A 22941-nucleotide genomic window follows, 5' to 3' on the forward strand; every position below is an offset into this window, starting at 1 on the left:
AAAATTTGTTTAACTAGAGTTATTGGAAGGAATTACAAAAAAGGCCACAGAATATTTCATCTGAGCCTGGACTTACAAAGAGTTTTCTTTTTCAGTGGAGTTGGCCGTGTTTTCATCGTCAAGAGGCGTATCTATGCCTAAATGCTGTTTTAATTCATCTGCAGAATGCTTTAAACTTTGCTCATCCACAGAGTAATACCAGATTCCATCCAGAGTCATTGCTTCTCCTTTCAGCTGCATGGTATCAAATTGAAAATGATCTTGACTGAGAACATAATCTTTAAAGGTAACCAACTGATCAAATGACAAATTCGTTTTAAGATGCTTTCCTAAAGAATCAATCACATCTCCGTAGCTGCCAATCGAACCGGTTTGGGAAGCTTTTTGAACAATCGCTTCTAAGAGGTCCATTTGTCGATTTCCTCTTGCTAAATCACTATCATACTTTCTAGTCCGAGCAAGTGCTAAAGCTTCTTCACCGTTCAATTTCTGACTTCCTTCCTCAAGCACAATAGAATTTTTATTATCTTGACTGTTCTGTTCTTCTATATGGAAGGGCACATCGTAACGGATGCCTCCGAGTGCGTTTACTACATCCACAAAGGAATTAAAGTCCAATCGAACATAGTAGTCTACGGGGATATCCAGCATATTTTCTACAGTACTAACCGCAGCATCCATTCCACCGAACGCATGGGCATGAGTGATTTTATCTTTATAACCTACTTCTGGAATATACACATAGGAATCTCGAGGAATATTTAACATTTTGACGGAGTGATCTTCATTATTAAAGGTGGCTAATATCAATGAATCTGATCTTGAACTCACTTCACCTTCAGGGTTACGTTTATTACTACTGTCGATTCCAACGAATAGTATGGATGTATTATCAATGTCAGGATTAATCGAGGTTTGCCGTTTCTCTGAGGTTTCACCACGAGCTAATTCCATTTGTGATTGCTCCGTCACTTGTACTGCTTTATTTGTCAAATATGCAGAATATCCCAGGATAGATCCAACTCCAAAGAACAGTAAAATAACAGCGAGGCTTAAAATAATTTTCCACTTAGACATGGTATGATTACTCCTTTAAAACACTATGTACAGACTATTCCCTCATTTTTACATTTGTTAACATTTGGAAGTTTTAAAAAAGACATCCCTTAAGTAGGACTTAAAGGATGTCTTGAATATTAGGAAATACTATCTTTTATTTCGATCTCTTATAAAATTCAGTATCGGACGATAATCTTTGCCAATCAAACCTGTCATTTCAACAATTAACTCGATCATAACAATCAGGAAAAGAATGACAAATGCTGCACCAAACAAGGTGGTCTGAGAGAAAATAACTGCAGCTAAGCTGAACAATGCACTCATTGCATAAATCATCAGAACAGTTTCAGGATGGGTATATCCTAAATTTATTAAGCAATGATGCAAGTGAGATTTATCAGGCGCTGACAGCGGTTTTCGCTGAATTGTCCTTCTCACAATGGCAAAAATCGTATCTGAAATTGGAACTCCCAGAATAATTACTGGAATGATGAAGGAAAATAAGGTTACATTCTTAAACCCAAGTAAAGATAACACACCGATCATAAATCCTAAAAATAATGATCCCGTATCACCCATAAAAAGCTTTGCTGGGTAAAAGTTGTATATTAAAAATCCAAGCGTGCTTCCTAACATCATGAAGCCCATAAATACCACAAAAATATTCCCCATTGTGATGGCCATTCCTGAAATAGTCAGTAAAGCAATGGCCGATACGCCAGCGGCTAAGCCATCCAGTCCATCAATTAAGTTAATGGCATTTGTGATGGCAATAATCCAAATAATGGTGATTGGAATGCTTAACAATCCAAATTGTATTTCACCGCCAAAAGGTAAATTAATAAATTCTACTCTTACACCGCCTAATACAACAATTAACGCGGCCAATAATTGACCGGATAATTTCAGCTTGGGCGAAAGTTGAATTAAGTCGTCCAGAACTCCTGTCAGAATAATAATGCCTGCTCCAAATATTACCGGGAGCGCATATTTGCTGTCTGGGAAAAATAAGATAAATCCAACCAGAAAACTTATAAATATGGCAAGACCGCCTAAGCGGGGCATTAATTTCTTATGAACTTTTCTAGCATCGGGTTTATCTGTAGCACCAATTTTTACAGCTAATTTCTTCACAAATGGTGTGATAATCACTGATAATATAAAGCATATTAACAAGGCCTTATATTCCATAAGGACCCTCCTCAAAATTATTCTTTCCATTAATTCATGTAAACATTTGTGTTAGTTATTACCAAATGCCATACCCTGAATAATGCAAGGATTTATATTTTTTAAAACGAATGATCTTTTCTAAATATTAGACGTACCATTAAAGCTAATAGTTTCATATTTTTCATCAAATTCATGTATTTATTTTACATAATGCGACGTATAAACACAACAACAATCTCGCAAGTACCATTAAAAAGTATCCGTATCCCCTAGAGTAATCCACCAATCTTTCTTTCTATGAAACTTACTTGTTAATAGCGGATTTTGGATGACTAGAGTCGCAGCTTCTTTACCTGCCTTAAATCCAGTCGAATGTAAGGCTGCTATTGACACTTGATTTGTTAAATTACCCCACGTTTGAATAATGTCGCAATCACTCAAAAATTCAACGGCCGTCTTAAACAAATGAGGATATATATTCTCCTTTACAGCCAGCCAATCTAAAATAAAGCCCATATTCACGGTTCCCTCTTTATAGGGGACGACAGCTTTCCTGATAATTACATACCCCTTCAAGCATTCACCATCGCTCAAAGCGATTATCCGGTAAGTTCTTTCAGGATGATTGACATATCTCCAATTTAAATAGTTGGAGTCACGCTTTACCACCACATGCGAAAGCTTACGATTGTGTTCACTAAGTTTATCGAACCTAGAATCACATCTTTCTACTTCTTCTACTGTAAAAGGAGCAGGTTCATCAGCATTTTTCCTTATTCTACCTAATTTATTCCCTATATTGTGCAGTCTTGAAACATGGGACAATTTGGGATGGAAACAGGAAAGTAGAGAAAACGGTCTTAAAATAAGACGGAATTTCAATGCATCACCCAGCTCTTGAGCATTCGTGTGTTTAATCAGACCCGCTTTTGCACCCGAAGCTGGAAATCCATATAAATACTCAATACCTTCTTCTTGTGCCTTTTCCATCATTTTAGTAATTAATTGTTTGTATACACCTTTTCCTCTAGCTTTCGGGGAGACCATTGTATCTACTCGAAAACCTATCTTAGAGGATACACCATTGATATAGGCATCCACTACCCACAAAGCTGCATGTCCAAGAATTTCTCCTTGATCTTCATAAATCACACAAAAGGGATTGAAACGATTAGGTGCAGATTGATACTTCCAGTTCCAATGTTCCGCTGAAAAATTTTTGCGGAAGACTTCTTTAAAAAGCTTTCTTATCTTACCTTCATCACCGGGCAGATAGAATCGAACACTCATGATACCACCACGTTTAGTATATTCTTCGTCTATCATACCAGATGAAAAAGAGACAGAGTATAAAATTCCAAAAAAGTACTGGCACCCAGTTCTCTTTTCATAGAATACGACAAGCTTCGTTCGTTTTTGACCGTATTTTTTATAAAAAACGCCGGAACAAGCGTCCCGACGTTTCTTTTATCGTTTTAAATACGTTTCTATTTGATTTCTGGTCTTATTAGAAATAGCATTTTCACCGCCGATGTAATAAAGTTCAGGCTGTAAAACCGCTTTATTTAAATATCCTTCGGTAACCTTAGGAATCCCATCTGTTCTTGTAAGAAGGATAGGGGACTGATAATCGGCAGCTAAAGAAGATGCTGACAGGGCATCTACCGTTTCATCGCCTCTCGTAAATAGTACCTTATCCATCTTACTCTGATCATAATACTTTTGAGCGATGGCAATGCTTGTTTTATAACGATCCGTGCCATATACACGTGTAACTTTTCCGGTTAACTGCTCAAGCTCGCTCTTCACTTGATTGGAGACAGGTGTAGTCCCTCCGATAATCGTTGCTGAAGAAATTGAATTTTCCTTAATAAAATCCTTCACTGATTGACTTAAATGATTGGATTCAGTGAATAAGATTGGGATATTCTTTTCCCCTGCGTAAGGGGCAATGGATAACGCATCTGGGGAATTCTCATCACCAGTCGTTACAAAAATTTGATCAACGCTCGCATGATCGGCCACCTCTGATGCTATAGCATAAGAGGTCTTGTACCTTGTTTCTCCAGCAAGCCTCTTAATGTCACTAGCTGGAAGTAAATCATGCACCTCTTGTTCTACACTTTTCGAAACTGCTCCTGTTTCTCCGCCCAGCAAATAAACTTTCTTAGGGGAAAGACGGCTAAGTTCATGAGAAACCTCTGTTGGAAGTTGATCAGTTTCCGTTAGTAGTAAAGGTGAACTGAATTCAGATGCTAAAACACTTCCCGTTAATGAATCAATTGGTAAATCTCCCCGTCCAATGACTACAGCTTCCGGCTGATTCCAATGCCACCCAAAGTTTGCGAGTGAGGCACTTGTTTCATAACGACGGTCTCCTGACAGTTCATAGCTTGTTACGTCATCTGTTTGGTTTAAATAACTGCCCGCTACATAACCTCTAGTACCGTTACTTGCTTGCACGGGATACCATACAAAATGTGAGGTATTGCTAGAATTCGCTTTAAAATCACCAGTAATGGTTACTTTATCACCAGCATTTAGTTTCATTAGTTTATTGCCGCCTGGAGACGACCTTAAATTCAGATCGTTTACACTCGCGTAAGCAGTTTCCCCAGCAGTAAAGGTGTCCTTCGATTTATGGAGAGGACCATTCATCTTTACGTTTTCTAATCCAAAGTTTAACAATATACTATCCTGGGTAAATAATTTATGCGTTGGAAATGGGGTTACATCTACTAAACTGTAATCGCGAATATTTTTGAAAATATCTTCTTGGTACGCCATAGGGCTGTAGGCATTAGTGATTGGATTATTCCGATCTGATAATCCGTTATAAGCCATAACAGCAAAATACCAATTTTCTATAATATCACGGTCGTTATTATTAATGGTCGGAATATAAGGATAACCATTAGAATACTTTTTACTGCGGACATCATAATAATTCCATTTACTTTCAAGGATTTTTATTCCTTCTTCAATGTTAAAGCGAATATCTTCTTTTAATCGTTTAACGTACTTATTTTTAGATTGCCCTTCTGTTAAATAACGATAATCAGAGACTTGCATTATGCCGATTCCTATACAGTCATATCCCAGTTTCACATTTGTTCCGTCCCAATTACCACATTGATCTGAATACCAGTTTACTGGAGTATTGCCTTTAGACCAATACTGCTGCCACCCGCTTTCCTGAAAAGCAATAGCTTTCAGCACTTCAGCTGGGATGTCGGCTTTCTCTGCTTCTTCGGTTAAAATTCTGCTGATTTCCTGATAAGAAGGATTGGTATAGCGTTCATTAACTTGCGTACTCCCTCCGCTGGATTGTGTGGTTATAGCATTCTTGACTGGAGTTTTAGTTTCCTGCTTTAATTTCACCTTGTCACCATTAATAGTGAATTCCAGACTGGAAATGGAGCTTGGTTCTGATTTATTATCGCCTTGCTCATATGTTGGTACTTCCACTTGAACCTTGCTATTCTCTATGCTTAGTTTTGCTCTTGAATATGTAGAGGATTGATAAATTTCATCCACCTGGTCAGACTTAATGCTTAAAATACGAAAGAAAAGTGCCTGTCCGCTTCCATCCATCCGGTAAGCTACTGCTAAATACTGCTGGTTATCTTTATTAATAATATAAAGATCAGACAGCTTAGCGAATTCTTCGTTGGAGTAAACCTTTTCCCCATTCCGAGTGACAATTACACTCGCTTTCTCTTTATTATTCACTTTCACTTCTATTTGATTGGTTAATTTCACGGTGCGTTCTCCATTAGTAAAACTGTAATGGTTTTCTTTAGAAGCGGCTTCCGCGTGACTGTAAGACATCATACAAACAATAAATAACGTTACCAAAAATAATGGAATAATTTTTTTACTAGTCATCTTCATGTCTCTCATTATTCTCCCTCTCTTTCAATAGTCCCTAAATTTATTCAAGCAAGCAGACAATAAATGCAGCATTCCCAGCAGATCCTAAATACTCCTCTCTTGCCAAAAATTACACTTATGATAGATAGTAGTACATTTTTATTATTTCTTCTACATTCTTTTCGTAAATACGACAAAATTAAGTCTTTTTATCTAAGTGAATTTTTCCACTTATCTCTATTTTCGACACGTTTGTATCGGATGTTAATACCTGTATTCAAAAAAAATAAGCCTTCTCAAAAGAGAAGGCTTACATTCATTACACAATCGTGCTTAATTTGTCATTCACTGCTTGCTTTATGTCAGCGAGGCGTTTTTCACTATTTTCCCGAGAAGATGATTTTACTCCGAAATAGAACTTAATTTTCGGCTCCGTGCCGGAAGGACGAAGACAGAACCAGCAATTATCTTCTAAAATAAACTTAAGCACATTCGCTTTTGGCAGATTGATGGTTTCTGAAGAATGGTCCTCAGTGAATTCTCTTGTCAGGGTAGTATAATCCTCTACTGATAGAACCTTTACTCCTCCAACTTCATTCAAGGATTCATTACGGAAACTGTCCATAATATCCTGGATTTTCTCAGCTCCAGACTTTCCTTCCATTTTAATAGACTGAAGATCTTCAAGAAAATATCCGTGACGCTGATACAACTCATCTAAAGCTTCTAGCAGAGTTTTACCCTTAGATTTCCAGTAAGCAGCTAATTCAGCGGATAACATAGCTGCCTGGACAGCATCTTTATCTCTAGCAAATTCTTTAATTAAATATCCATAGCTCTCTTCATAACCGAAAATAAATTGGTATTCCCCAGACTCTTCATATTCTTTAATTTTTTCACCGATGAATTTAAATCCGGTCAGCGTATCAAGACTTGCTACATCATAGGAGTCTGCAATAATTCTGCCAAATTCTGAAGTTACAATGGTTTTAATCATGATCGCATTTTCAGGGAGATCTGTTTTTTGAGATAGCAAATAATCCAGCATAAGGGCACCAGTCTGATTTCCAGTCAGTACCTTATACTCTCCACTCTCATCAGGAACCGCAACCCCCATTCTATCAGCATCAGGATCAGTTCCGATCAAGATATCGGCACCGATAAGCTTCCCTTGCTCAATGGCCATCGTAAAAGCTTGATGTTCCTCAGGGTTAGGTGACTCCACTGTAGAGAATTCAGGATCAGGAGCTGCCTGCTCTTCTACAATATGAACGTTTTCCAGCCCCATTTGCTTTAGACCATCTTCTACTAAAGTACGGGCCGTTCCATGAAGTGGGGTGAAGACAATATTCAAATCTGAAGCTTGCTTGGTCAGCTGTGGATTAACATTCACACTCTTCAAGGCTTCCATATAAGGGTTATCTACTTCTTTATCAATCCACTTAAGCAGCCCTGAAGCTTCAAGCTCTTCTTGATCTGCTGCTTCGACGGAAAGTTCATTGTCTACTTGATTAACAAAATCAATCATTTCCTTCGCCTGATCGGGAGGAAGCTGTCCTCCGTCTTCATTGTACGCTTTGAAGCCGTTGTATTCAGGAGGATTGTGACTAGCAGTAATGACTACTCCGCCCGCAGCATGAAGGTATCGGACAGCAAAAGATAATTCAGGAGTAGGACGTAATGAAGTAAATACGTAAGCTTGAATACCATGCCTTCCAAGAACACGAGCTGTTTCTACTGAAAATTCTTTAGACATGTACCTGGAATCATACGCAATGACAACTCCACGACTTTTCCATTGTTCCCCTTTTTCACTTATGTAACGAGCCATTCCTTCAGCTGCACGCCGAATCGTATAAATATTCATCCGGTTTGTGCCCGGTCCTAATTTTCCTCGCATTCCTCCCGTTCCAAATTCGAGATTTTTATAGAATGCATCTTCCAGTGCCTGTTCATCATCGCTGATCGTAACCAGATTTTCTTTTAAATCAGCGTCCAAGTCCTCAAATTGATCCCATCGGGCATATTCGTTTTTCCACTCCATTTCATCACTCCTAAAGGTTTTTTTATATTATGTATTCTTTAGTTTAACATGTTTTCCACTCGCTTACATTTTTAAATTTTGATCTGCTTCTTGCTGTGTACACGATACGACTTGAATTTCCAAAAGCAATCCATTGGTAAATCCAGAAGACCCGGACCATAGTAATAAATGGTCCGGGTCTTCTAATGAATAAACTACTTCATTTCCAGTAATTGACTACAATACTTTCCATTTTAGAAATAGTGATCTCTGCTCAACCTATTCCAGGAAGATAGGTGAACCTTTGAACTTGCAAAAAGCTTCTCATTCCATTTCAGTCCATAGCCCGAATAATCAAATCTATGAATGTGCTTATAAATTACTTCCGTATCCGGTCCTTTATTTGAAAACGTATAGAAAACGATCACCGGATGTTGTAAAGAATCATAGAAAAAGACTGGATTTAGAGAGAAACTAAATAATTCAAATGGCCATTCGCCCAGTAGATCAAGATATCGGATAAAGGAGTCATCTACTAAGCTCTTCACATACCACCTTTCTCCCATTCCATTTGTGAAATGAAGAAGTTCATGGTAGCATATTGCCGCTTGAAGATAGGATAGTGGGGATTCATCCCCTATTATTCCTGCCATTACGTTCTTCTTTTGCTCGGGTTCTTTGTGGGAGAATGAGTAGACCTTTCCGTCATGAAGCCAAAGATTCCAGCCGGATTTCACGAGTAACTGCGAGAATTGATGTACGAATGAATCTAATTTACAGATGATGCCTTCTTCCTTTATAAAAGAGGGCATCCGTTTTCCAGCTACATTAGGTTCTGCAGCTTTTTTTGTAAAAAAGATTTTTTGTCTCATGACCATCCTCCTCAGCTGAATCTCATTACTCGCATTATGAATCTTGATTTTCCATATAATTCTGTATGTCCCTTATGCTGAGGCCAAGGTCTCTGGCTTCTTCTATAAGGACGAGCCATTCTTCATCTAATTGCTTCTGTTCACTAGAATCAGCCATATTTTCCCCCTTTCCCAACCATAGGAATTACTTGATGTCCTTTTGCTCATCCTGGTACTTATAGGTTAATAAGTCCTCTAATGACACTTCTAAAGTTGCCGCTAGTTTCCGCATAACGATCAAGGATGGATTTTTTTGAACTTCGCGCTCGATGTTGCTGATATATGACTTAGAAACCCCTGATTGGTTTGCGAGCTGATTTACTGACAGCCTCTTTCCTACTCTGAGTATCCTAATTCTTTCTCCAATGCCGCCCAAAGTTAATTTTCCCCTTCCTGGTACGTATCCACCTCAATTAATAGAGAGAAGATCCCTTTACTTAGTTTTTCATTATTTATTTCAATATGTTCTTTATAACGAATTTAATAAAAATTATAAAGGAGGTTTTACAAATTGAAAACCCTTAAAAATACCCTATATTTCTCTATAAAGAACACTTTCCGTCAATAACCTTATTTTTCCTTCTCTTTTCTCTATTTTTCTTTAAAAGAGCTGGGCCAGCTCCTGAATTATAAATTTCTCAACTGTTTTATTTATGAACTTGGACGTAATTTCTAAATTCAACCGGCCCCATGCCTACTTCTTTTTTAAAAACTCTCGTAAAATAACTTTGGCTGTTGTATCCAAGGAGAATACTAATTTCCAAAACGGTGTAATGAGAAATACTCAATAATTCTTTTGCTTCTTTAATTCTTTCCATATTAATAAACTGAGAAATAGAATCTCCCATTTCCTGTGCAAATACACTAGATAAATAATTTGGATGAACCTGTAGTTCGCTTGCAATTATTTTTAAACTGATGGGTTCCGTGAGATTTTTATAAATATAGCGTTTTGCCCGCTCTACAATGGGAGATTTTACTCTGATTTTGTGCAGTTCTTGTATCCGTTCCAGATAAGACTTGACCATGTATGTACCTAAATCTTTCATATTATTAAGCGTGGATTGCATTTCAATGTAATTTGTATAGAAATCGCTCAATGATAGAACTTCCTGCCTCTCCACCCCTGCTTCCATACAGCAGCGGGTAAGCTCAGCATTTAATACAATCATCCTGTTTTTCTCGGAACGCAAGGGATCACTGTTCACAATAGAACTCTCGTACTTCACCCTGGAAAATTGATCAACTGCCCGCGGATCGCCCTCTTTAAATAACTTCATAAATTCCTTTTCCGTTTCATAAGGATGGGCTTGATCTCTTACTGGCTCTAGATTTTCTTTATAAGCTCTTTTTTCAATAAACTCTTTTCCGGAAGAAAGGACAGACTTTTGGGATACGATCCCAGGGAGTACTCTCTCCAGCGCTCGCAGTTGATTTAAAGTATAGACAGGCAGTTGTCTGTAATATTTCACCAAAGTTTCTTCATAAGCAGCGTCTAAGTTATTCTGGATGAGAACCTTTTTAATCTGGTTAGGGCTGACTTCATCCATCACTACTGGACCCACGCAAATATATACCCAATCTTCCTTATTTTCCAATAAGGGATAGACAAAGAAATACTGATAATTAATGTTTGAAAACAGCTGCACTCTCCAAGGTGTCTGCTTGCTATCTTCTAAACATTGTTCAATCGATTGACGAATTATTTTAGGAGGCCATCGAAAGTGATGAGGAAATTGAACAAGCACTTCAAATTGATGACTGCATATAAAAGCAGGCGCCTTAAATAAAATGGCACTATCGCTTACTATTTGTTTGTACTGGTAAAAGCTTGTCATTCATACTTGGCCTCCTTCAAAAAATTTAAGTCCTCATTGAATATTCGTGCTATATAAAACAGCTGTAGTTTCAGGAGTAATGATACTTTGGAAAACAGGATTACTGGTAGTCTTTAATAAATTCTTTCACTTCCTCTAAAGTTAACCCCAGTTCTCTTGCTTCTTCCATAAGTATGATCCATTCTTCATCTAATATTTTTCTTACTGGCTGGATCCCCATAAAAAACCCTCCCCATTACAAGAAAGAATCAGGAGCTTCATTGCACATCCTGGCTGCAGGGTCCTTCTTCCTCTATTTACTATCCCTCTTCATATGTCAAATCTATTTCCATTATAATACATAATTTAGAAATTTCTTTAACTTTTTTAATATAATTTCCATTATAATAAGATTTTTTCAGAATTTACTAACAAAAAGAATGTAAGAGTATGTCGATTGTCGCACATATATGTATAAAGGATTTTTTTACATAGAAAAAAGAGGAGGGTATTATGGTCAATACCCTCCATCGCTTATTAAGAATAGATCCGTTTCCAAGTATCCGTTAAGTTCGTAAATGCTGTCTGGTCCTCTTTATCAATTGCTTGATCAATTAAACGTCTCAGATTATTCTTTTCCAACTCCTTAATAATTTCTCTCGTTTCTTCACTCTCTCCTGCAACTTCCTGTTCCTTGATAAAAGGAGAGATAATAGAATTTAAGCGAGCCAGAAAGTCCGGCATCTTCAGCAAGTCACCCACAGAGACGTAAATCATATTTTTCCCACGTTGAAATACGAAAATATCAAATACATTATGCACACGATTCCGTTCCCGATCAATAATAATCTCTCTGGCTTCCATGGGTACAAATTGGTACAGTTCCTCATCAATTAATAGAGAGAAATATTGATAGGCTAACACCACTCTGATAAAACGCTCATCCTCTTTAACATAATACGGCTTAAGCATCTTAACCAACACTGGCCCCACCCCTTTTTATTAAATCAGAATTTTCAGTATTTTATTCTATTATGCGGGATTTGCCAATAAAATGAAAGCGTTTTATTTAATGCGGGGAGGGTGTTTCCTAATCAAATTTTGTATTGGGATGCTTTTGGACCACAATCGCCTGGCTACCCATTTGTTTCCAAGCCTTTTCGAAATCGACTCTTGGCAATTGCTGATTCTTTTGTCCATAAGGGTTGTTGATGTAAACATACTTCTTCGAATATCCAGTAATCACTACGCTGTGTACACTGAAAGTCACATTTATTTCTCCCTGGGGAGTGGACCAGCGTTCCCAGTTATTCACCGGCTCAAATTCGGTATTGGTCATGATCCACACTGGGAAGCCACGATCAATCTGATCATACAATTCCTGTACGGGGCTACCCGTTAAATCTTTAACAGAGTTTCCTGCAAATTCTTTGGCCAGAGTAAAGATGGGTCCATGATAAACCGATAACCCCGGACCATCTTCAAGGTTGCCCACAAAACCTGCGTTTGGGTTTCCTTTTAAGCCATTGTCGTAAGTTAAGGGCACTCTCGGCAAACGGCGCGCTGCTTCGTTCTTTGATACATCGAATCCTGAATAATTTAAAATCATAGCAAGACTTGTGACTTCGCATCCATTGTACAGCCTTGGATCATCCATTTGATTCAATAAAGGAATATTCAACGGGTTTGAATATTCAGGTTCTTTTCCGATAGCGATGTTGGTCTTGGAACTCTTTTTGTTTATTTTAACTGGATACTTCAGTCGATCCTGAATAAATGAAACAGGCAGATAAAATACTTCATTTTCCACATAAATATTGTTTTGCCGTCTATTTCCTGAGTTTAAAGAGACACTTTTGCCATTTTTAAAAATCGTGCCGCTATCTGCTTCAAATTCCCAATGGTCAGAAGACGTTTGTATAGTCATTACGTTATCCAAAATATTATAATTGGCAGAGTCTCCCATTATTCTGACTACAGTGTCGGCAGGAAGATAATCTTCTCCTTGAATTTGGTACATATCCGCTGTCTCTCTTTTCTTTCCCTGTCCATGGAGAACGACCTCTTTTACTGGCCGGAAGTACGGAGGAAGTTTGGTGATTTGGGAGGAAGAATTTAATAGGTTAGGTAAGTCAATGACTAATTGTGGAGTTGGCCCTTCAGATAGGGAAGAAAAGTTATGGATGCTTTTTTCTTGAACGTTGTGATTAGAAGACCCGAGAAAGAGTCCATTGGATGCTGAGCCCAGAAGAAATAATAACGGAATTAAATATCTCATAGTGACCTCTTTTCTAAAAAATTAACAGTATAATAACACCCTTAAGAAAGAAGAGCCCTCTAAGTAGAAAAGCAGCTCTTCTTTCTTAACCAAACCTATTTTATTTGTTAGATTGCGACACAATAAATGAAGCTTTTCCTTCAAGAAGAAAATGATCGACCGTAGCTGGTACGATAAAATGATCTCCTTTAGTCATAGAGTATTCGTTTCCGCTTATTTCAATTGTGCCATTTCCGCTGAGCACACTTACCAAGAGGTACGAAGCAAGTTCGATATTAGGACTTTTCCCATCCAATTCCCAATGCCATACAGAGAAGTAGTTTTCTTCGACTAATGTTTCTTTAGTTAAACCTTCTTCAATCACTTGTACCCTCTCTATCTGAGGATCCTCATGAGGAACGTTGGTCACTGCAATCGAACGTTCCAGGTGAAGCTCCCGCTTATGACCGTCCTTTCCTACACGGTCATAATCATAAACCCGATAGGTAATATCAGAGCTCTGCTGAGTCTCCAATATTTGAATTCCTGCTCCAATTGCATGAATCGTTCCGCTCGGCACATAGAAAAAGTCCCCTGGCTTCACAGAAATTCTCCGGAGCAGCTGATCCCATCTGCCGTCCTTCACCATCTCAGTCAATTGTTCTTTGGATTCGGCATGATGACCAAATATTATTTCTGAACCTTCCTCACAATCTATCACATACCAGCACTCTGTTTTTCCATAATTCTCTCCCTCTACCTCACGCGCATATTGATCATCTGGATGAACTTGTACGGATAAATCCTTCTTCGAGTCTAGGATCTTAACCAGTAATGGAAATTCTTGTCCTTCTTCGTTACCAAATAATTCGCGATGCTTCTCCCAAGCATCTGCAAGTGTTTGGCCTTCAAGTTCTCCATTGAGGATTTGACTCGGTCCGTTCGTATGTCCTGAAATGCTCCATGCCTCACCTGTTTCATGAGAGGGAATCGCATAATTAAAGATTTCTTCTAGTTTGCTTCCTCCCCAAATTCTTTCTTTAAATTCAGGCTGTAAAAAAATTGGTTCATTATACATGATTCGCACCCCATTATGTAAGATTACTAGATGCATTGTATCACAAATTGCCGGAACATAGACTACGTATCTAATGGCCCTGCCACTCTATAGTAAACTGAGTGATAACTTCACTAAAAAAACCCGAACCAATGAATACAATTGATTCGAGTTTATAGAGGAATTTTCCCAAACGGGATATGTAATCATAAATATGAATTACATGGTATACCTAAAATACTTCTAAAATGTTCCCTGATTTTAAACTCAATGTAATCCTCTCTTGGAAAAATTCTTTGTTTACTATTAAACTGTACATTTTCTTTAACAGCAATCTTCAAACCTTCTTTTAAGAAGTCTTCTTCCTTTCCTGTAACTCCCATTTCACTAATAATAAATAAAATCAGTTTTTCATATTTCTTAATATACTGAGAAAATATGATCTTGCTTCCAAAAATCTCATCCATTTTTTCACCTCCTTTAATCCCGGGTATAATTGCTCATAAAATGCTTATAGATTACTTATAAGTTATTTTCCAAATTAAGTCAAGTAAGGAAATAAAAAGAATTTATGACAGAAGGTAAGAAAAAATAATCTTCCCTATAATAAACCTCAATTTTACAACGGAAATAAACTGTTTTTTAAAACGCTATATTGCACAGGCATTATTATTTTTTAAATTGAATTAATCATTAGAAAATTTAATCTATCTGATAATTCAGTCTTGTAGTCTATTGTTATTTTCGTTACAATGTCCTTTATACAAAGAATAATGTACTTTTGAAGTGGACAAGGAGTGTGAAGAATGAAAAATACCATTACCGTAGGATTATTGGGACTCGGCACCGTAGGATCCGGTGTGATTGAAATTCTTAATGATCATAAAGAAAGCATTCAACATAAAACCGGAAGCCAAGTAACGATCAAGTCCGTACTAGTGAATGATTTAAATAAACCTCGTGAGCTTCCAGGGGAAACAACTCAGCTGACGGATCGTTATGAAGATATTACGAGGGATCCAGAAATTGATGTAGTCGTTGAAGTAATGGGTGGAATCGATCACACACTCTCCATTTTGCTAGAAGCTATAGAGCATGGAAAACATATAGTCACTGCTAACAAAGATCTGATGGCTCAGCATGGGGCAGAGCTATTTGCTGCAAGTCAGAAGACTGGCTGCGATATTTATTATGAAGCCAGTGTAGCAGGCGGTATTCCCATTATCCGTTCAATTATTGACGGGCTATCATCTGACCGTATCCGAAAAATGATGGGTATTGTCAATGGAACGACCAATTATATCATGACGAAAATGACTCAGGATGGAACCGATTTTGACAGCGTATTAAAGGAAGCTCAGGAACTTGGATTTGCGGAGGCAGACCCTACCGCTGATGTTGACGGACTTGATGCGGCCAGGAAAATGACGATCCTTTCCATTCTAGGATTCTCCATGCCATTTAACCTGGAGGATGTAGAAGTGAAGGGAATTAGAGGTTTGTCTCTTTCAGATATTAAATATGCAGAGGAGCTTGGATATACCATTAAATTAATCGGAATCGCCGAAAATGATCATACAGGCGTTTCTGTCAGTGTAGAGCCTACTTTACTTCCCTCCACACACCCGCTTTCCTCTGTTCATAATGAATTTAACGCGGTCTATGTTTATGGTGACGCGGTGGGCGAGACGATGTTTTACGGTCCAGGTGCTGGTAAATTGCCTACGGCGACGGCTGTAGTGTCTGATTTAATCGCCGTTATTAAAAATATCCGGTTAGGAACTTCAGGGAAGGCTTATGTTCAGCCGCAATTCTCTAAACAGGTTAAGACAAAGAAAGAACAGCTGACTAAAAAGTACATTCGTCTTCACGTATTGGATCAACCGGGAATGCTTATGGAAATGACAACCATTTTTGCCCAATACGATATTTCTTTCGATCAAATTATTCAAAGGGCTAGTGATCAGGATAAGGAACGAGAACTCATTATGATTACTCACCAGGTTAGTGAAGAAGACTTTGCTAAAGCTCAAAGTGAATTACAAGAATTATCATCCGTTCGCAGGGTAGATAGTATCTTTCGTGTTGAAGGAGGCGAATAATTATGTGGCAGGGTTTACTGCACCACTATGCTGAGTTCCTACCAATCAGTGAAAAAACACCCAAGTTAACTTTATTAGAAGGAAACACTCCGCTGCTTCCTATACCCACCATTTCCAAAGAGCTTGGAATTGAAGCTTATGTGAAAATTGAAGGGGCAAATCCTACAGGTTCTTTCAAAGACCGAGGAATGGTTCTCGCCATGGCCAAAGCTATCGAAGAAGGATCAAAAGCTGTTATTTGTGCTTCCACCGGTAATACATCTGCCTCTGCTGCTGCATTCGCGGCAAGAGCGGGGCTGCGCTGTATTGTCGTCATTCCAGACGGAAAGATTGCTGAGGGGAAACTGGCCCAGGCAGTTATGTACGGAGCAGAGATATTTGCGATTAAAGGAAACTTTGACCAGGCGTTAACAATGGTACGCAAAATTGCTGAGGAGGAGCAGGTAACACTTGTAAATTCTGTGAATCCTTATCGAATTGAAGGTCAGAAAACAGGTGCCTTTGAAGTATGCGAGAGTCTGGGAGAAGCGCCTGATTTTCTTTCTATACCCGTCGGAAACGCGGGGAATATCACAGCATATTGGCGGGGATTTAAAGAATATCATGAACGGAATCATACGCAATTACCCCAAATGATTGGCTTTGAAGCTAGTGGTTCCGCCGCTATTGTTAGAAATGAGGTAGTGGAAAATCCTGAAACCTTAGCTACAGCCATTCGCATTGGAAATCCGGCAAGCTGGGGAAAAGCCGTTGACGCAGCTAAAGAATCCAAAGGGTTTATTGATGAAGTAACGGATGATGAAATTATAGAAGCGTACCAATTACTTGCTCAAAAAGAAGGCGTTTTTGCTGAACCAGCTTCCTGCGCTTCCATTGCCGGTACGATAAAAAAGGTAAAAGCAGGGATCATCCCATCTGGTTCAAAAGTGGTTCATGTGCTTACCGGAAACGGCCTGAAGGATCCTGCTACAGCGATTCAAACAAGCCCGGTAAAACCCACAGTCATTGAGAATAACATTGAGCAATTCGCTGAAGCGATCACTGGAGTGCGGTCATGAAGCCGTTCAAGATAAAAGTTCCGGCCACCTCTGCTAATCTAGGTCCGGGATTCGATTCAATCGGAATTGCACTATCTAAATATGTAACCTTAGATTGTCATTCTGCAGAAACTTGGGGATTCACTGTACCTGATAAGGACAAGAACTCCATTCCTGCAGGCAAAGATAATCTGATTTATAAATCAGCCCTGTATACAGCAAATTTATATAACCAGGAAACGCTGCCACCCTTCCACATCACTATGAAAAATGATGTTCCTGTGGCCAGGGGGTTAGGTAGTTCCTCTACCGCAGTCGTCGGCGGGATTGAAATTGCCAATCAAATTCTCAACCTGCAATTAACTGCCTATGAAAAGCTGAAGATTGCCTGTGAGATTGAAGGTCATCCCGATAATGTTGCCCCTGCCATCTATGGAGGCATCGTTGTGTCAAGCTATGATGGAAACCATTTAGATTTTGTTCATTTTACCAAAGGGTTGGATGAATTGACTTGGCTGGCCATTATTCCAGAGTATCATCTTGAAACCGAACAAGCCCGGGCTCTCCTCCCGCTGGAACTGAACTATAAGAAAGCTGTCCACGCGAGCGGCACTGCCAATGTATTAGTGGCCGCCCTAGCCCAGCAAAATTGGAAGCTGGCAGGAAAAATGATGCTGCAAGATCAATGGCATCAGCCTTATCGTAAAGAGATGATTCCGGGTTTTGATCAAGTCACTGATATCGTCAGAGCGCAAGGGGCGCTTGGATTATATTTAAGCGGGGCTGGACCGACTATGATTGCTCTATTTGACACGATCAGCCAGAAAGAACTTCAGAAAATCAAGAATCAACTGTCTGCTTATGAGGTAGAAGCATTGAAAATAAATAAAACTGGAGCAGAAGTAAATAGCAGCAGCCTGCAATCCAACGGAATGAAACTAAATTAAAGGAAACATTCTCAAGCTGCAAGCTCCTTGCTAATTTTTGCTTCCCCAAAAGACATCAACTTGTTCCCTGTGGAGATTGATTGATCTCACAAACACGTAAAACCCGAACCAATGTAAATGGTTCGGGTTTTATCATCTATTAAATTCTTAAGACTCCTCACTACAAATATCCTTGTTACTTAATATTTTCCTTTATTTTGCACCAGTAATTATTAAAAAATTGGTAATTTACTATCATATTCATTTAAATGTTTGCATTTTCACTATTCATTGGAAAGTAATTTGTATACAATGTAACTAGATAAATATACAAAGGGTGATTTATAAATGGCGAAGAAGAGTAAGCAATATGAATATGATTTAAATGAAGTAAAACGACTCATTAAAGAAACCGACAAAAATTACCGAGAAATATCCGCTGAAACCGGGTGTCCGTATGCAAGTGTGGTCTACCATGGCCGTAAGATCCGCGGGCGGGTTAATCGTACACAGAATAGTATTTTAGAAGAGGTTCCACAGACGTTTCTTCCTAAAACCGAAGAGACAAACGTTCAGTCCATCGGCGGTACTGGAACAACTCTAAATATCTCAAGGAATGATATTTCTATTGAGGATGCAGAACAAGAAGCTGCCAAGATGATTAACGCTGCAAGAGCATTGGGATTAAATAAAATTAACATTACCATTGAAAAGTAAAATATTCTGCCAGGCTGCTTAACCGCTGCCTGGCTTAATTTAAACGGCCGAGTCCTCTATCCGCCGAAGAAATTCTAGCTGCCTCAACTTTTTTTTAGCATGTCTTCCCCAGTTTTTCACAGCATCTCTTGTTACGTTTTCCAATTTAGCTATTTGTTCAATCGATAAGTCATGAACAATAAAATAATACACCCATTTCCACTGATTTTCTGTTAATTCTTTTTTCACCTGGTTCCAGAAATATGTATCTGCTATTTTATCTTCTGTTATGTAGGACAAGGCATGGATTTCTTTTTCAATATAAGAGGTTTCGTTAGCAAAACTCTTGGCACGCTTCCGAATTTCATCGATTAAACGATTTCTAATTTTCCAGCTTACATAGGTGGAAAATTTGCCTAGTTCAGGATTGTAGGTAAGATACGCCTCCCACAATGCGAACAAGCCCTCCGCAAAGAACTCCCCAGCGGAATCAATGATTTGTAAACTTCTAATGTGATAATGAATCAGTCTATCATTTTCATAGACGATCTTTTCGAATTCTTCCTCATTCTTCATTAAAGTTCCACCTCCTAAATTTATCCTTCTCATTCTATAATCGTATTAAAAATGATTTTTGGTGTCATTTTTTTATTAAAAATTGTTTTATCGCCTTTACTTTCTTAACAAAAATACAAATATAGCTTAATTTACAGCAAGATCCTCTCGCTTTTATAAATACTTTTCCAAAATAGAAAAAATAGTTTTTCTTTTTTGAATCTTTCGTTCATAATAATGAGTGAACACAAAATAATAATAGAAAGAGAGACCTATGAAAAAAGACTACCAATCTTTTCAAACTTATCATCCATACATTTACTTCGCTCTAAATAGACTTCGCATGCCCCGGCCATATGATGACTTCATTCAGGAATCCTATTTCATTTATCTTCAATGTATCCAGCAGTTTAATCCTGCCCTTTCAAAATTCTCCACTTATTTCACTCATCATCTCATCCACCACTTTCGAACCCTTCAACGAAATGACACCAATAGACACCAGCAGTTCAAGCAATTCGAAAACCATTGCTGCACGATTTCCTATCAGCCCGACCTCATAAATGAGCAATCCGTTTTCTATGATGTGTTCCACCATTGCGATTTAAATCGACTCGAAGCCGATATTGTCAAACTTTCCCTCGAAGAGCATACAATAGAAGAAATCGCATTACTTAAAGAAATAAGCGCCTCTACAGTCAAAAGAGCACGTAAAAGGATTAAGAAGAAAATCGAACGTCTTCTCCTGCCGAATGGTTAAGTTTGTTTTCCTGCTGGAAAGGGAAATTATTGTGAAAGAGTAAATTGTAACGGAGGCGTTTTGTTTGGATCAGTCCGCACGATCTCTAATTCCCTTGATGAAAATTTGGCTTGATGATACCCCAACCTCCTATACCCATGCTTTTATCGAAAGATTGGCGTATGAATGGATGGTAGAAATCGTTAACCCTTACCCCATTCCTTTAATGGAAAATAAAGATTACGTGATGCAAATTTCATTTGAACAGAGTGATGGAGCCCAGTTTCACTCCATTAATCTTGAATCCTATGATGTAGAAGAAGGGAATGAGTTTACAGTGTACCGCTTCTTTATGTACCAGCCTGAATAGAACCACGCTTGCAGCTGGTTCTATTTAACTTTGACTTTTTCTCCTTCATCTTCTAGGCTTTAAGATAACCGTTAAATACATAGAATTTGAAGACGCCTGGACAGATATGGTTTGAAACCATCACGGAAAGGGGGCAGCTTATGTTTTATTTAGCTTTTGCACTTTTATTTACTTGCTATTTAATTGCCGGCTATTTTACTAGCCTGGATATTTCTACAGTCGCAGCAACTTTATCGGTAGCTTTAATTCTGGTTAACCTTTATATGTTTGTGAAGGAAAGAAATAATAAAAAAAAGTCATAAAAAAGCTGTTTCCGTCACAGGAAACAGCTTTTTCTGCATAACAATGAATCACTAGAATGGTTACACGTTTCCAAGAGTAGAATTAGCGGAATGGTACTAATTCACCAACCTTCCCCTCGGTTTTTCTAGAAAACCGAGGGGCATCAAAAAATATATAACCTGAGGATATTTAAAACATCATATTCCAAGTATTCTTCCCGACAATACCATCTACCTGTAAATGATGCCTATCTTGGTAAGCACAAACTGCTGCCTTCGTTTTCTCACCAAATATTCCATCCGGAGCTGTTTTTATGGCTCGTTGTATTCTCTCAACATCCTTGCCTCGGCTACCCAATTGTATCGGTTGACCCGGATAGTCAACGAGGGGAAGCCCGCGGTAGAATTTATCGGCATTTTCTATTTCCACAATCGTGCGCTTGTCTGCCCTTCCATCTTCCTTAAGTTTATGATCATGCTGGAACTGTTTAACTGCCGCCAATGTCTCGGCACCATAGTTTCCATCACTGCCGAACTTTGGAAGCCGGTAACCTTGAGCGATTAATAGTTCCTGGATCCTTCTGACCTCAGGTCCATGAGACCCTTGTTGAATGGGGACTTCAGAAGTTTCACGAATAATCGCCGGCCGCTTCCCTTCACTTAATTCTCTCCATGACAACCCCTGAGTCAGCTCAAGATGAGGAAAATCCTTAAATGAATGCCAGTCCCCTCCCCAGGAAAAACCAAGATTTTTCGCTATTTGTGCTGTCTTTTTCCAGTCCTGATTAACTTCCCATAAAGCTTCTCTCCCGTCTTTACTTACGAGAAAAAAATCAATGGCCAGTCCATAATTGTGAACGCTTTGACCGGGTTCAGCATGAGTTACGATCTTGCCGCTTTTCCCATAAAACTTCCCTTTCCATACATAACATGGACGGCCTTGCCCAAACAGAACAGCTTGTTCCGAAAAAGTGCGGAACCCGGAAGAAATTTGTACGGGAATTTGGTCTCGATAACTTTTCTTAATCACTTCTATAGCTTTTTTCGAGACCATTGGATGGACCTTCCCCATGTTTTTAATACTGCGGTCAATTAAGATTTTTTCGTTAATCATCTCATCTCCCCCTCCGCTATTATAATCGAACAGAGAAACAAAAAAGGTGTTCCGCCTCATTCCTTTATTTCACTTATACCCGTTTTAATTTTATTAGAAGTACAGCAATCCCCAAGAACCTATGAATAGGATCCTTGGACTTACCAGCTGAGGAAACGTAAAATGGAAATAGAAGATTTGAAAGAGGTGTAAATAATGAAAATTGAAGTATGGTCGGATTTTGTCTGTCCGTTCTGCTATATAGGAAAACGTCATCTTGAAGCTGCCCTCTCGGATTTAAATGGAAACGAACAAAGCCCATGTGAAGTCATCTACAAGAGCTTTGAATTAGATCCTAATGCAGCCAAGAACAGTGGACAAACCATTCATGAGAAATTAGCTGAAAAATATGGCCGCACCTTTGAGGAAGCCAAAGAAATGACAAAAAATATGGAAACACAAGCATCGGAGGCGGGATTAGATTTTCACTTCGATACGATGATTCCAACGAATACTTTCGATGCACATCGTGCGGCGAAGCTGGCAGAAAGCAAAGGAATGGGCAAGGAAGCAGCAGAGAGGTTTTTCTCGGCTGTTTTTAAAGACTCTGTTGATATAAGTGATCACGATTCACTTATCCAGGCGGCAGCCGAAATCGGAGTGGAGCCGCAAGAAATGGAAGATCTGCTTAACGGTACTTCTTTTTCAGAAGTCGTACGTAGTGAGGAAGCAGAAGCACAGCAGCTTGGGGTCCAAGGCGTTCCCTTCTTTGTCATTAACCGTAAGTATGCCATTTCAGGGGCGCAGCCGATTGAAGTGTTTAAGAATGCTTTAACAAAAGTGCTGGAGGAGGAACAACAGTCACCTGCATTTGAAGATTTATCCGAAACTCACAACACGGCATGTACGGATGACGGCTGTGAAGTCCCTAAAGATTAACAATTGAAAGACAGCAGCTGCTCATTCAACTAG

24 protein-coding genes are annotated in these 22941 nt (G+C 38.7%); 8 read left to right on the forward strand and 16 right to left on the reverse strand.

The features are described from left to right. Positions 1-72: 72 nt before the first annotated feature. From Q7A53_RS15115 to Q7A53_RS15180, 14 genes are all read right to left on the reverse strand, one after another. Entirely contained in the window at positions 73-1077 is a 1005-nt protein-coding gene (locus tag Q7A53_RS15115) for an LCP family protein (RefSeq protein ID WP_411790018.1), read from the reverse strand. 129 nt (positions 1078-1206) lie between these two features. Next, positions 1207-2250: a glycosyltransferase family 4 protein gene (locus Q7A53_RS15120; protein WP_411790019.1), complete on the reverse strand. Its 1044-nt coding sequence runs from the start codon at positions 2248-2250 to the stop codon at positions 1207-1209. Positions 2251-2481: 231 nt separating this feature from the next. Next, complete coding sequence (locus tag Q7A53_RS15125) at positions 2482-3522, reverse strand: GNAT family N-acetyltransferase (protein ID WP_411790020.1); 1041 nt, start codon at positions 3520-3522, stop codon at positions 2482-2484. A gap of 177 nt (positions 3523-3699) precedes the next feature. Then, the gene (locus Q7A53_RS15130; RefSeq protein WP_411790021.1) at positions 3700-6135 is read right to left on the reverse strand and encodes a cell wall-binding repeat-containing protein; all 2436 of its coding nucleotides are present in this window, start codon (positions 6133-6135) and stop codon (positions 3700-3702) included. Between the two features lie 289 nt (positions 6136-6424). Then, entirely contained in the window at positions 6425-8149 is a 1725-nt protein-coding gene (locus Q7A53_RS15135) for a phospho-sugar mutase (RefSeq protein ID WP_411790022.1), read from the reverse strand. Between the two features lie 233 nt (positions 8150-8382). Next, a complete protein-coding gene (locus Q7A53_RS15140; RefSeq protein WP_411790023.1) occupies positions 8383-9000 on the reverse strand; it encodes a hypothetical protein in 618 nt (205 codons plus the stop codon). Positions 9001-9034: 34 nt separating this feature from the next. Then, positions 9035-9157 carry a DNA-binding anti-repressor SinI gene (gene sinI, locus Q7A53_RS15145; RefSeq protein ID WP_411790024.1) on the reverse strand — a complete coding sequence of 41 codons (123 nt, stop codon included), beginning with the start codon at positions 9155-9157 and terminating at the stop codon, positions 9035-9037. A gap of 27 nt (positions 9158-9184) precedes the next feature. Further along, positions 9185-9415: a helix-turn-helix domain-containing protein gene (locus Q7A53_RS15150; protein ID WP_411790025.1), complete on the reverse strand. Its 231-nt coding sequence runs from the start codon at positions 9413-9415 to the stop codon at positions 9185-9187. 271 nt (positions 9416-9686) lie between these two features. Then, entirely contained in the window at positions 9687-10877 is a 1191-nt protein-coding gene (locus Q7A53_RS15155) for an AraC family transcriptional regulator (protein WP_411790026.1), read from the reverse strand. Between the two features lie 100 nt (positions 10878-10977). After that, the gene (locus Q7A53_RS15160; RefSeq protein WP_411790027.1) at positions 10978-11097 is read right to left on the reverse strand and encodes an anti-repressor SinI family protein; all 120 of its coding nucleotides are present in this window, start codon (positions 11095-11097) and stop codon (positions 10978-10980) included. Between the two features lie 296 nt (positions 11098-11393). Next, complete coding sequence (locus tag Q7A53_RS15165) at positions 11394-11840, reverse strand: hypothetical protein (RefSeq protein WP_411790028.1); 447 nt, start codon at positions 11838-11840, stop codon at positions 11394-11396. 106 nt (positions 11841-11946) lie between these two features. Continuing rightward, positions 11947-13134, reverse strand: a complete 1188-nt coding sequence (locus Q7A53_RS15170; protein ID WP_411790029.1) for a C39 family peptidase — start codon at positions 13132-13134, stop codon at positions 11947-11949. Between the two features lie 100 nt (positions 13135-13234). Continuing rightward, the gene (gene manA, locus Q7A53_RS15175) at positions 13235-14191 is read right to left on the reverse strand and encodes a mannose-6-phosphate isomerase, class I (RefSeq protein ID WP_411790030.1); all 957 of its coding nucleotides are present in this window, start codon (positions 14189-14191) and stop codon (positions 13235-13237) included. Between the two features lie 185 nt (positions 14192-14376). After that, positions 14377-14637, reverse strand: a complete 261-nt coding sequence (locus Q7A53_RS15180) for a hypothetical protein (RefSeq protein WP_411790031.1) — start codon at positions 14635-14637, stop codon at positions 14377-14379. A 339-nt stretch (positions 14638-14976) separates the two neighbouring features. On the opposite strand from Q7A53_RS15180, the gene Q7A53_RS15185 reads away from it, so the two are divergent. The 4 genes from Q7A53_RS15185 to Q7A53_RS15200 all read left to right on the forward strand — a co-directional run bounded on the left by Q7A53_RS15185 (position 14977) and on the right by Q7A53_RS15200 (position 18952). After that, the gene (locus tag Q7A53_RS15185; RefSeq protein WP_411790032.1) at positions 14977-16272 is read left to right on the forward strand and encodes a homoserine dehydrogenase; all 1296 of its coding nucleotides are present in this window, start codon (positions 14977-14979) and stop codon (positions 16270-16272) included. A 2-nt stretch (positions 16273-16274) separates the two neighbouring features. Continuing rightward, a complete protein-coding gene (thrC, locus tag Q7A53_RS15190) occupies positions 16275-17330 on the forward strand; it encodes a threonine synthase (RefSeq protein WP_411790033.1) in 1056 nt (351 codons plus the stop codon). Further along, the gene (gene thrB / locus Q7A53_RS15195) at positions 17327-18256 is read left to right on the forward strand and encodes a homoserine kinase (RefSeq protein WP_411790034.1); all 930 of its coding nucleotides are present in this window, start codon (positions 17327-17329) and stop codon (positions 18254-18256) included. The genes thrC and thrB overlap by 4 nt, the downstream gene beginning before the upstream one ends. A gap of 327 nt (positions 18257-18583) precedes the next feature. Then, positions 18584-18952: a hypothetical protein gene (locus tag Q7A53_RS15200; protein WP_411790035.1), complete on the forward strand. Its 369-nt coding sequence runs from the start codon at positions 18584-18586 to the stop codon at positions 18950-18952. Between the two features lie 39 nt (positions 18953-18991). Here Q7A53_RS15200 and Q7A53_RS15205 read toward each other — a convergent pair whose 3' ends face one another. Further along, positions 18992-19507, reverse strand: coding sequence for a sigma-70 family RNA polymerase sigma factor (locus Q7A53_RS15205; protein WP_411790036.1), 516 nt, complete (start codon positions 19505-19507; stop codon positions 18992-18994). A gap of 253 nt (positions 19508-19760) precedes the next feature. Between Q7A53_RS15205 and Q7A53_RS15210 the strand changes: the two genes are divergently transcribed. The 3 genes from Q7A53_RS15210 (at position 19761) to Q7A53_RS15220 (ending at position 20897) form a co-directional block, all read left to right on the forward strand. Next, entirely contained in the window at positions 19761-20246 is a 486-nt protein-coding gene (locus tag Q7A53_RS15210) for an RNA polymerase sigma factor (RefSeq protein WP_411790037.1), read from the forward strand. 64 nt (positions 20247-20310) lie between these two features. Continuing rightward, positions 20311-20595, forward strand: a complete 285-nt coding sequence (locus tag Q7A53_RS15215; RefSeq protein ID WP_411790038.1) for a hypothetical protein — start codon at positions 20311-20313, stop codon at positions 20593-20595. 140 nt (positions 20596-20735) lie between these two features. After that, positions 20736-20897, forward strand: a complete 162-nt coding sequence (locus Q7A53_RS15220; RefSeq protein ID WP_411790039.1) for a hypothetical protein — start codon at positions 20736-20738, stop codon at positions 20895-20897. A 169-nt stretch (positions 20898-21066) separates the two neighbouring features. Here Q7A53_RS15220 and Q7A53_RS15225 read toward each other — a convergent pair whose 3' ends face one another. Continuing rightward, positions 21067-21990 (reverse strand): peptidoglycan-binding protein, encoded by a 924-nt coding sequence (locus tag Q7A53_RS15225; RefSeq protein WP_411790040.1) that lies wholly within the window; start codon positions 21988-21990, stop codon positions 21067-21069. 195 nt (positions 21991-22185) lie between these two features. On the opposite strand from Q7A53_RS15225, the gene Q7A53_RS15230 reads away from it, so the two are divergent. Then, a complete protein-coding gene (locus Q7A53_RS15230; protein WP_411790041.1) occupies positions 22186-22908 on the forward strand; it encodes a DsbA family oxidoreductase in 723 nt (240 codons plus the stop codon). Positions 22909-22941: the final 33 nt, after the last annotated feature.

The sequence above is a fragment of the Halobacillus rhizosphaerae genome, assembly GCF_046719735.1.
Lineage (GTDB): Bacteria > Bacillota > Bacilli > Bacillales > Halobacillaceae > Halobacillus_B > Halobacillus_B rhizosphaerae.